Raw genomic sequence first — 11298 nt, 5'->3', positions numbered from 1 at the left:
CTGCTATTAATGATATAAATTTGGAAATAAACAGCGGTGACTTTGTATCAATTATGGGCCCTTCAGGCTGTGGTAAGTCAACTCTCCTGTCGATACTGGGCATGCTAGATAGCCCATGCCAGGGAGAATATCTATTTAATGATAAGAACTTGGCCAACTTAAAAGAAAGTCAGCTAAGCGATATTCGCAAAGCGAATCTAGGCTTTGTCTTCCAAAGCTTCAACCTGATTGATGAACTTACGGTGTTTGAGAACGTTGCACTGCCTTTGATGTATAACAACGCAGATAAAGCCCTGCAAAAAGAACGCGTCAATGCCTTGCTTGAACGCTTTGATATCGCCCACAGAGCAAATCATTTACCGCAGCAACTGTCAGGAGGTCAGCAGCAGCGCGTTGCTATCGCTCGTGCTCTGGCAACAAACCCAAAGCTAATTTTAGCTGATGAACCTACCGGTAACCTAGATTCAAAAAATGGTGCTGAGGTAATGAAGCTACTCAGTGAACTGAATAGAGAAGGAACGACCATTATAATGGTGACGCACTCGGAACAAGACGCGCAGTATGGTAATAAAATCATCAAACTACTCGATGGTAAGATTCACCATAATCGCCCTATTGAGGTGCTGGAGGTGGAGTGTGCTTAAGCTACAATTCATCACGGCTGTTCGACTACTAAACAAGTACCGCCAACATTCTATTTTAAACATTATAGGTCTCGCTTTTGGCTTAGCTGCAGCAATTTTAGTCTTTTTATATGCTTCCTATGAAACGAGTTACGACAAATTTCATCCAGCCCCAGAGCACACATACCGTGTAGCGCAAAACTGGCCTTCTCTGGGACTAAACGCTCCGGTAAGCAGTTCCGCAATGAACCCACACTTCTCGGCTGTAGAAGGCGTTACGGATATCTTAAACCTTATCCACATGAGCCCAGTGATTAACAATGAAATTAAAATCAATGATAGTCCTCTCAAATTAGAGAACTTGTATGCAACCACGGCAAATTTTGCTGAGTTCTTTACACTCGAAGTGGTAGCAGGTGATCTCGATAAAACCCTTACTACCCCAAATTATATAGCATTATCCCAATCGCAAGCTTTGCGCCTTTTTGGTGAAACGTCAGTATTGGGTAAAACACTTGATAATGAGCAAGTTACATGGACCGTAGGTGCTATATTCAAAGATTTGCCAGAAAACACTCATTTGAAAATAGACTTTTTGACAAGCATACAAGTACAGCTGCTAGGTGAGCCAAATCCACTTGGCAACGACAGTTTCACCTATGTCAAAGTTGAACAACAGCAGTACGTTGCAAACATTGCCGCACAGTACACGCAGCTATACAACGATGTAGTTTATCGTGGCGAAAATATGGTTGAAGTTTCACTCCAACGCTTGAGTGATATTTACCTATCGGCGAACTCTCGATTTGAGATGAAAGTTCATGGTTCTCAGTTTATCGTTGATGTCTGCATTGGCCTGACATTTTTACTCATCGCTATCGCCTCTATTAACTTTATCAATATGAGCACTGCTCAGGCGGTATTGAGAGCCAAAGAAGTGGGTGTAAAAAAGGCAATGGGGGCCTCTAAACAGAGCCTGATCACACAGTTTTTATGTGAGTCTTTGGTGATCTCAACCATCGCAACCATACTTGCAGCCATTGTGGCCATTACATTATTACCTTGGTTTAATGCAGTGATTGAAAAGGAACTTAGCTTTGATATCACGCCAGTAAGCATTTTATTCTTATTAGGGATTGATTTGGTGGTCGGCTTAATCGCGGGTTTATACCCAGCCTTCTTCTTAACGGCATTTGATGCCAAACGTGTTTTAAGTGGTGATCTCACTCGTGGAACCACTGCTGTAAGGATCAGAAAAGCACTTATGATATTACAGGCGTCTTTATCCATTGCACTAATTATTGGCGCATTTATCTTACATCAGCAATTAAATTATATGACTACCATAGAGACGGGTTATCAAAAAGAAAATCGTCTAGAAATCTCTGGTATCAATCGCGCTGTTCTTTTCGATAACCCGGACAGCAACCTGGCACGTGCATTTTCGCAATTACCATTTGTCGACTCAGCGACAATTTCTGACACCTCTTTGACTAAATCAATAAACACCTCTGCCAGACTTCTTTGGCCTGGTGCAGATCAGGATGTGCCTATTCTACCTTTTATTGGTACAGGTTTTGATCCAGTGAAAACACAAGGCTTAACCTTACTTCATGGCCGAGACTTCAGTGCGACCTACACATCTGATTGGCATGCCGTTGATACACAAGGAAATGAGACAGCAAGCATTATTATCAGTGAATCTGTCGCACGTATGGCTGGCGGCAGTGATCTGGCAAGCTTAGTGGGTGAAACTTGGACATTTACCACTGGCGAGGAATCTGATCTGATGATCCGTGTAAAGGTTGTCGGTATCGTCTCAGATTTGACAATTGGTTCCGCAAAGCATGGAGCATCCCCTAGTTTCTTCATCTGTGGTTATAGCTGGATGAATGAAGGGAATGTTGTCCTGAATTTTAACACCCCTATCACTCCAATCCATAAAAGCGAAGTAACGGAATTCGCTCAGACGAGATTCAATTTGTTTAACCTGCCAATGAATGAGGTTCATTACAACTATGAAAATCTGTACAAATCAGATCGTAAAACGGCCCATATTGTCGCAGTATTCTCCGTCTTAGTTGTGATACTGACTTGTGTTGGTATCTTTGGTCTATGTTCATTCTCAGCAAATCGTCGTCAAAAGGAAATTGCAGTACGTAAGGTATTAGGTGCTTCTAAATTATCGTTAATGAACTTACTTGCAAAAGAATTCGTTGTGCTGACCGTGATCAGTGCAGCAATTGCATTCCCTCTCACCTATATGGTCACATCGGATTGGTTAGCTGGGTTTAATATCAGGATTGAGCAACCTTGGTTTATCTATATCACTGCACTGATGCTAGTCAGTACAATAGTTTGGCTTACGGTTGCAAGTATCGCTTATAAAACAGCATCAACAAGGCCTGCAAACAGCCTACGCTACGAATAGCGACCTCGCGAGCTCTACTCAGTCTGGAGCTCGCTCACTTTCAGGTTATTTCGCTACTGAAACATTTAATAGATGATTATTTTGCAGTCGCTTTGCGTAAACGTAGACCTGCCCCTTCACTGCACCAGTAAAAATACCAAAAAAAGAATCCGTTTTGCGCTCAACATCCAATAACTTTGTCACCGTTAAGCTTCTCAAATCCATCTTGCTAATACTATTCCCCGAGCTGAAGTAAACAAACTCATTCGTCATAGACCAGCTTAGATGCGTGATATCAGACAAGTCTAACAACACCTGCTCACTACCATTTTCAAGTTCTCGTTTTATTAGTCTGTAACTTTTATCAAAGTAGTACAAATAGTCTTCATCTATCATTCGAGCAGAATGAATACCTTTTTTGGTTAGACGCACAAACTTTTGCTCTTTTAGGCTATAGCTCCATGCATCACTAGTATCTTTAATCAACGTCATCAGGATATTGTCATTGAGCCCCCAACTTGCATCTGCGATGGTGTCATTCACTGTGATGCTCTCTACAATATTAAGATTATCCATTGAGATTATTTCTAATTGATTTTGATAGGCAACTAGAAGCTGACTGTCATCTGGTGACAAAACAATGTCCACTATCTCAGTCGTTGGTAGTGAAAGCAATTTGGTACGCGCCCCATCAATCATTTTCCAAAGCGACTGATTTCTTGCGCCCCTTGTTAGGAAGATACCGCCATTTGCACGGTTAAATGGTGCCACCAAGGACTCTGTTACATCTGACACTGAGAAAGGGGTGAGCAACGGCGTTGAGGTACTTTCGTCAACCTGATAAATATTACCATCCAGTAATTTTGTCGAAAATATTAACTGCTCAGCTGACACCACCATAGCGCTATGCATTTCCTTTTCGAGTGGAAAATACACACTAGATACTATTTTACTGGCAAGCTCATATGTCATGAGCTTGTTTTCATTGTCATCAAACCACATGACTTTTGCATCATCATCAGACCAGTCGACAGAGCGCAGTCTGTAGTTTAATCGCACTAATATTTCTTGATCACTGCCATCTGCATTAGCCTTAAAAATAGCCGTGCCATTTTTGATAGAGCGTAAAAATAAGATTTCGTTCTTACTATTAGATAACTTAACGTAAAAGTCTCCGCTAAAGCGAATATTCGGTGAGGTAACTTGAAATTCTGTCCCACTGACTAGGTCTTTACTAAAGATAGCTGAAATATACGGTCGATCACGATAGTCATACTTTGTGTATAACAGTGTATTTTCTACACTGGTCACACTCATTCTGCGCTCTGCATGGCAATCCCAAACTTTAGTATGCTCCGCATCTGTTGAGTCAGGCATGAATGTGGCAGACCACAGCTCACATACCTTATTCTCACCTATCCTACTGATCTGATAGTACAAACGTAAACTGTCTGCCGCCCATCCTGTCGGCATCACATTAGCGCCCTCTCGCTCTACCAGTTTGATGTTCTGTAGGGATTTCATATCTTTCACGTATAAGGCTGAATTACGATCGCCTTCAGCTAGAAATGAATAAGCTAAAAACCTTCCACCCAAAGATAAGTCTTGAAACGCGACCGAGCCTTTGCTCCACGTTAGTATCTCTTTATCTAATTGCGTGATGTACTCTTTGTTTTTAACAAGCTCAGAGGAAGGATCAATTTCTTCTGTTATTAGAGGTAATTGATCTTTGAGCATGACGCCTGCGACCACACAGATGGCTATAGCCACTCCTCCCCAGATGTACTTAGTAATGGGCGTGCGTGACGGCGATAAATTTGCAGAGCTAGGAGCTGGCTTGTGAGTGATAGTTGGCGCTATGGGTTCTGGCCTAGTATTACTAGCGTCAGTCTGCGTACCTTTATAGATAACCTCAGCATCTAGCACAAAGCTGTAACCAGTACGGTAGTGAGTTTTTAATGTCTGACCACGTTGCTTTTCTGATTTAAGTGCTTTTCTCAATTCTGAAATTGCGCGGTTTATCGCATTATCATCCACATACGGCTGTTGCCATACCTCGTCCGATAACTCTTGGCGCGTGACAATACGATTGCTGTTTTCAATAAAGTATAACAGCATCCTAAATAGTAACGGTTCTAACTCCCTTTCTATTTTATCGTTGTCAGTAAGTAAGTGTCTATCTGGATATATCGTCCAAGATTCCAGTTTTATTTTTTCTATATTTTTACAAAACGCAACAATATTCATATTATTTTTGAGGATACAGGAATAAAAGCAGAGTAAGTATGTAAAAGCGCCTCAACAGCGACTAGAGCTGGTGCTTTAATACAATACATCCAAGTTATGCACGCCACGATATTTAGTCAATCAAAAGGCCTTTAAACTATACTATTTTAAATAGCTCTCAATGTGAACAACTCTTCTCTTATAATTGACGAATACATACCAACAAAATAACAATAAGTTTCAAACAAACCCATTAAATTGCTAATTTTTACCTAAAAGCAACAGTGTTTTGAGCTTAATTGCAAAAGTGAGGAAATAATATAGGGTTATGTTGGGGATAGCTAAGAGTGGATTGAATAACAAACAAAAAACCCACGCAATGCGTGGGTTTTTGATAACCAGATAGGCGGCTGCTTATTTGCGCAGCTGGCGTAGAAGGCGTAGTTGAGCAAGAGCTTCTTCAAGCTGCAATGCCGCACGCTGATAATCCAGCTCGCTTGCAGTGCCAGAAGCTAATTGCGCCTGCGCTTCACGTTTAGCTTCTTCAGCAGCTTGCTCATCAATTTCATCCGCACGAATAGCTACGTCCGCAAGGACGGTAACTGTTTTCGGTTGAACTTCAAGCGTACCGCCGGCAACGTAGATAACTTCTTCTGAGCTATCTGCTTTAACCAAACGTACCATACCAGGTTTTAGGCCAGTCAGTAGTGGCGCGTGGCCAGGGTGAATACCAAGTTCACCTTCACTACCTGTCACTTGAATCGTAGCCACTTCGCCAGAGAATAAACTCTGCTCTGCACTTACTACGTCAAGGTGTACTGTCATTGCCATAACAACCTCCTAATTACATGTTTTTAGCTTTATCAACTGCTTCGTCGATTGAGCCAACCATGTAGAATGCCTGCTCAGGCATATCATCGTAATCACCGTTTAGGATGCCCTTAAAGCCAGAGATTGTGTCTTTAAGAGATACGTATTTACCAGGTGCACCTGTAAATACCTCAGCAACGAAGAATGGCTGAGATAGGAAACGCTGGATCTTACGTGCACGAGATACTACTTGCTTATCTTCGTCAGATAGCTCGTCCATACCTAGAATTGCGATGATGTCTTTCAGCTCTTTATAACGCTGAAGAACTGTCTGAACGCCACGTGCTGTGTCGTAGTGCTCTTGACCGATAACTTGTGGGTCAAGCTGACGTGAAGTTGAATCTAGAGGGTCTACCGCAGGGTAAATACCTAGAGACGCGATATCACGAGAAAGTACTACTGTCGCATCTAAGTGAGCAAACGTCGTTGCTGGAGATGGGTCAGTCAAGTCATCCGCAGGTACGTATACCGCTTGGATTGAAGTGATTGAACCTGTCTTAGTTGATGCGATACGCTCCTGTAGAACACCCATTTCTTCAGCTAGTGTAGGCTGGTAACCTACTGCTGAAGGCATACGACCTAGAAGTGCTGATACTTCAGTACCTGCTAGTGTATAACGGTAGATGTTATCTACGAAGAATAGTACGTCACGACCTTCGTCACGGAACTTCTCAGCCATTGTAAGACCAGTTAGTGCAACACGTAGACGGTTACCCGGTGGCTCGTTCATCTGACCATATACTAGCGATACTTTGTCTAGTACGTTTGAGTCGTTCATCTCATGGTAGAAGTCATTACCCTCACGAGTACGCTCACCAACACCTGCGAATACTGAGTAACCGCTGTGCTCGATTGCGATGTTACGGATAAGTTCCATCATGTTTACGGTTTTACCTACACCCGCACCACCGAATAGACCAACTTTACCACCTTTAGCGAATGGACATACAAGGTCGATAACCTTGATACCAGTCTCTAGAAGTTCAACTGAGTTGCTCTGATCTTCGTATGATGGTGCTGCACGGTGAATAGACCAACGCTCTTCTTCACCAATAGGGCCCGCTTCATCAATTGCATCACCAAGTACGTTCATGATACGACCTAGTGTTGCTGTACCAACTGGAACCTTAATTGGCTCAGCTGTACCTTGTACTGGAGTACCACGACGTAGACCGTCAGTACTACCTAGTGCGATACCACGTACCACACCGCCACCTAGCTGCTGTTGCACTTCTAGTGTCAAACCAGCTAAGTCGCCTTCTGTAACTTTTAGTGCGTCATATACGGCTGGCACGTTGTCTTGTGGAAACTCGATGTCCACAACGGCGCCGATAATTTGGACGACCTTACCTAAACTCATGTCTATTCCTCTTATTAAACTTTGCCGAAGCGTTATACGGCAGCCGAACCGCTCACAATCTCACTAATTTCTTGTGTGATTGCGGCCTGACGTGCCTTGTTGTATACCAGCTGTAGCTCATCAATCAGGCCACCTGCATTATCTGTTGCGGCTTTCATCGCAACCATACGGGCAGCTTGTTCAGAGGCAGCATTCTCAACTACACCTTGGTAGACCTGAGACTCAATAAAGCGCACTAATAGTGTCTCTAAAATCGCCTCTGGGCTTGGCTCATATAGATAATCCCAAGCGTGAGCTGATACATCTTCTTCAGCTTTTGGCAAAGGTAATAACTGATCGATAACAGGCTCTTGTTTCATTGTGTTGACAAACTGGTTGTACACAACAAATAAGCGGTCAATTTTGCCTTCTTCAAATGCTTTAAGCATTACTTTTACAGGACCAATAATATCCTGAACTGAAGGCGTATCTCCTAACCCGGTCTTCTTGGCTTCTAGCTCACCGCCAAAACGCTTAAAGAAACCAGCAGCTTTGCTGCCTAGAGCTGCGAACGTTGCCTCAACCCCTTTGTCTTTCCACGCTTTTGCGTCTCTTACTACTTTTTTGAACTCGTTTGAGTTCAAACCACCACATAGACCACGGTCAGTAGAGATAACAATATAACCAACTCGCTTCACTTCGCGTTCTTGTAAGAACGGGTGAGTGAAGTCAAGATTAGCCTGAGCAACACGACCGATCACTTTGCGTAAGTTTTCAGCGTATGGACGACTAGACGCTACGCGTTCTTGTGCCTTCTTCATTTTAGAAGCGGCAACCATCTCCATTGCGCTGGTGATCTTTTGAGTATTCTTGATACTCCCGATCTTGCTTTTTATCTCTTTTCCGCTGGCCATGACTCTCTCTCCGAATCTCGGTGAGTAGTTCCCTACTCACCTTAATAACACATTACCAAGTTTGCGTAGATTTGAACTTCTCTAGAAGTTCTTTCAGCTGCGCTTCGATCTCGGCGTTGTAGTTACCAGTTTCATTGATTTGAGCCATTAGCTCTGCGTACTCGCTCTTAGCAAATGCGATTAGGCTTGCTTCAAAATCAAGAATCTTGTTGATTTCGATGCCTTTTAAGAAGCCTTTCTCTACTGCAAATAGCGATAATGACATATCAGCAACAGACATTGGTGCGTACTGTTTCTGCTTCATTAGCTCTGTTACACGCTCACCGTGTTCAAGCTGTGCACGCGTTGCATCGTCAAGGTCAGAAGCGAACTGAGAGAACGCTGCTAGTTCACGGTACTGAGCTAGCGCTAGACGGATACCACCACCTAGTTTCTTAACGATTTTAGTTTGCGCTGCACCACCTACACGAGATACCGAGATACCAGCATTAACCGCTGGACGGATACCTGCGTTGAACAAGTCAGTTTCCAAGAAGATCTGACCGTCAGTGATTGAGATAACGTTGGTAGGTACGAATGCAGAAACGTCACCACCTTGAGTTTCAATGATTGGCAATGCCGTCAATGAACCTGTTTTACCTTTAACTTCACCATTTGTGAACTTCTCAACGTAGTCAGCGTTTACACGTGACGCACGCTCTAGAAGACGTGAGTGAAGGTAGAATACGTCACCTGGGTATGCTTCACGGCCAGGTGGACGCTTAAGTAGTAGTGAGATTTGACGGTAAGCAACAGCTTGCTTAGACAAATCATCATATACGATTAGTGCATCTTCACCACGGTCACGGAAGTATTCACCCATAGTACAACCAGAGAATGGCGCTAGGAACTGAAGTGCTGCTGATTCTGACGCAGAAGCAACAACAACAATCGTGTTTTCAAGTGCACCGTGCTCTTCTAGTTTACGTACTACGTTTGCAATTGTTGACGCTTTTTGACCAACCGCTACGTACACACACTTAACGCCTGTGTCTTTTTGGTTGATGATAGCATCGATTGCTAGTGCTGTTTTACCAGTCTGACGGTCACCGATCACAAGCTCACGCTGACCACGACCAACTGGGATCATCGCATCGATAGACTTATAACCAGTTTGTACTGGCTCATCTACTGATTGACGCTCGATTACGCCAGGTGCGATTTTTTCAACTGGTTCAAAACCATCGTTATCAACAGCGCCTTTACCGTCGATTGGCTCACCAAGTGTGTTAACAACACGACCAAGTAGACCACGGCCTACTGGTACTTCAAGGATACGACCAGTTGATTTAACTTTTACGCCTTCTTTAAGGTCTGCGTATGGACCCATTACTACAGCACCTACTGAGTCACGCTCAAGGTTTAGTGCGATAGCATAACGGTTGCCAGGAAGCTCGATCATCTCACCCTGCATACAGTCAGCAAGACCGTGGATGCGGATAATACCGTCGGTAACAGATACGATAGTACCTTCGTTACGCGCTTCACTTACAACTTCAAACTGTTCAATGCGTTGCTTGATCAGTGCAGAAATTTCTGTGGAATTAAGTTGCATGCTCTTTTTCCCAATTACGATTGTAGCGACGTCGCAAGACGATCTAATTTGCCGCGAACAGAACCGTCAATTACGGTGTCACCGGCTTTAATCACAAGGCCACTTACAATGGCTTCGTCGATGCTACAATTCAGCTTAACTTTGCGTGCGAAACGTTTCTCAAGTGCCGCGACCAATTTTGCTTGCGCATCATCCGCAAGCGCTGTTGCCGAAACCACATCTACTTCGATTTCTTTGTCATAGTCTGCTTTAAATTCAGCAAACAACTCTGCAACAGCTGGAATGGCAGCTAAACGCTCATTTTCGGCCATCAGCTTGATAAGGTTTTGACCTTGTTCGTTGAGTTGCTCAGCACATAACTTGATAATGATTTCAGACTGCTGTGTTTCAGTAGCAATGCTACCAAGTAGCGCCTGAACCTGTTCGTCGCTGGTAACTTGACCAGCGAAGAACAGCATTTCATTCCAAGCTTCAACTGTGCCTTTTTCAACGGCAAGTTCAAAAGCCGCTTTAGCGTATGGGCGAGCGATAGTAGTCAATTCAGACATGCTCATACCCCCTGCTTAAAGCTCAGCGACAAGTTTTTCAACGATGTCACTGTGTGTGGCTTGATTGATTTCACGCTCTAAAATCTTCTCAGCACCTGCGATAGAAAGTGCAGCGACTTGTGAACGCAGCTCTTCTTTCACACGGTTGCGCTCAGACTCAATTTCAGAGTGTCCCTGAGCAATGATTTTTTCACGCTCTTGCTGACCACGAGTTGTCTCTTCGTCAACAATTAGCGCAGCACGCTTCTTAGCTTGTTCGATGATTTCAGCTGCTTGTGCTTTCGCTTCTTTCAGCTGTTCAGCGCCTTGTGCACGTACGCGCTCAAGTTCTTTTTCAGCTTCATCAGATGCTGCTAAACCATCTTCAATTTTCTTTTGGCGAGCTTCAATCGCACCATTTAGTGGTGGCCATACGAACTTCATACAGAACCATACGAAGACCACAAATGCGATTAATTCACCTATTAGAGTGGCGTTTAAGTTCACGACCGCTCCTCCTTACTTGACAGTTGTTCGTTTCAGGTATTTTGCAATATTAAAGAGCGAACAACATGTACATAGCGATACCTACACCGATCATTGCAACGGCATCGATAAGACCAGCTAGGATGAACATTTTAACTTGTAGTGAAGGCGCAAGCTCAGGCTGACGAGCACATGCTTCTAGGAACTTACCACCCATGTTACCGAAGCCTAGTGCAGTACCGATAGCACCAAAACCGATTAGTAGTGCAACAGCGATAAGTTTAATAGCAACTGCGATTTCCATTTTTA

Annotated in this window: 10 protein-coding genes; 2 read left to right on the top strand and 8 right to left on the bottom strand. The window is 43.6% G+C overall.

From position 1 onward, the window contains the following. Together L1D50_RS17175 and L1D50_RS17170 are read left to right on the top strand one after the other, a co-directional pair. Positions 1-644 (top strand): ABC transporter ATP-binding protein (locus L1D50_RS17175; protein WP_239966469.1); only part of this gene is annotated, 644 nt, incomplete at its 5' end. Continuing rightward, complete coding sequence (locus L1D50_RS17170; protein ID WP_161568685.1) at positions 637-3054, top strand: ABC transporter permease; 2418 nt, start codon at positions 637-639, stop codon at positions 3052-3054. The genes L1D50_RS17175 and L1D50_RS17170, both read left to right, overlap by 8 nt. Positions 3055-3099: 45 nt before the next feature. Here the strand turns inward: L1D50_RS17170 and L1D50_RS17165 are convergent, their stop codons facing one another. The 8 genes from L1D50_RS17165 to atpE all read right to left on the bottom strand — a co-directional run bounded on the left by L1D50_RS17165 (position 3100) and on the right by atpE (position 11293). Beyond that, positions 3100-5280 (bottom strand): winged helix-turn-helix domain-containing protein, encoded by a 2181-nt coding sequence (locus L1D50_RS17165; RefSeq protein WP_128727188.1) that lies wholly within the window; start codon positions 5278-5280, stop codon positions 3100-3102. A gap of 393 nt (positions 5281-5673) precedes the next feature. Beyond that, positions 5674-6090 carry a F0F1 ATP synthase subunit epsilon gene (locus L1D50_RS17160; RefSeq protein WP_125253641.1) on the bottom strand — a complete coding sequence of 139 codons (417 nt, stop codon included), beginning with the start codon at positions 6088-6090 and terminating at the stop codon, positions 5674-5676. A gap of 13 nt (positions 6091-6103) precedes the next feature. After that, positions 6104-7489 (bottom strand): F0F1 ATP synthase subunit beta, encoded by a 1386-nt coding sequence (gene atpD, locus L1D50_RS17155; protein WP_128732332.1) that lies wholly within the window; start codon positions 7487-7489, stop codon positions 6104-6106. Between the two features lie 32 nt (positions 7490-7521). Continuing rightward, the gene (gene atpG / locus L1D50_RS17150; protein ID WP_125253643.1) at positions 7522-8382 is read right to left on the bottom strand and encodes a F0F1 ATP synthase subunit gamma; all 861 of its coding nucleotides are present in this window, start codon (positions 8380-8382) and stop codon (positions 7522-7524) included. Positions 8383-8434: 52 nt separating this feature from the next. Beyond that, on the bottom strand, positions 8435-9976 hold the full coding sequence (gene atpA, locus L1D50_RS17145; protein WP_125253644.1) for a F0F1 ATP synthase subunit alpha: 1542 nt from the start codon (positions 9974-9976) through the stop codon (positions 8435-8437). Between the two features lie 14 nt (positions 9977-9990). Continuing rightward, positions 9991-10524: a F0F1 ATP synthase subunit delta gene (gene atpH, locus L1D50_RS17140; protein WP_125253645.1), complete on the bottom strand. Its 534-nt coding sequence runs from the start codon at positions 10522-10524 to the stop codon at positions 9991-9993. A gap of 15 nt (positions 10525-10539) precedes the next feature. Continuing rightward, positions 10540-11010, bottom strand: coding sequence for a F0F1 ATP synthase subunit B (atpF, locus tag L1D50_RS17135; protein ID WP_010376882.1), 471 nt, complete (start codon positions 11008-11010; stop codon positions 10540-10542). A gap of 49 nt (positions 11011-11059) precedes the next feature. After that, positions 11060-11293: a F0F1 ATP synthase subunit C gene (gene atpE / locus L1D50_RS17130; protein ID WP_010376881.1), complete on the bottom strand. Its 234-nt coding sequence runs from the start codon at positions 11291-11293 to the stop codon at positions 11060-11062. Positions 11294-11298: the final 5 nt, after the last annotated feature.

It is taken from the genome of Pseudoalteromonas sp. Isolate6, from assembly GCF_022398435.1.
Taxonomy (GTDB): domain Bacteria; phylum Pseudomonadota; class Gammaproteobacteria; order Enterobacterales; family Alteromonadaceae; genus Pseudoalteromonas; species Pseudoalteromonas galatheae.
This window is presented reverse-complemented; position numbering and strand designations above follow the sequence as displayed.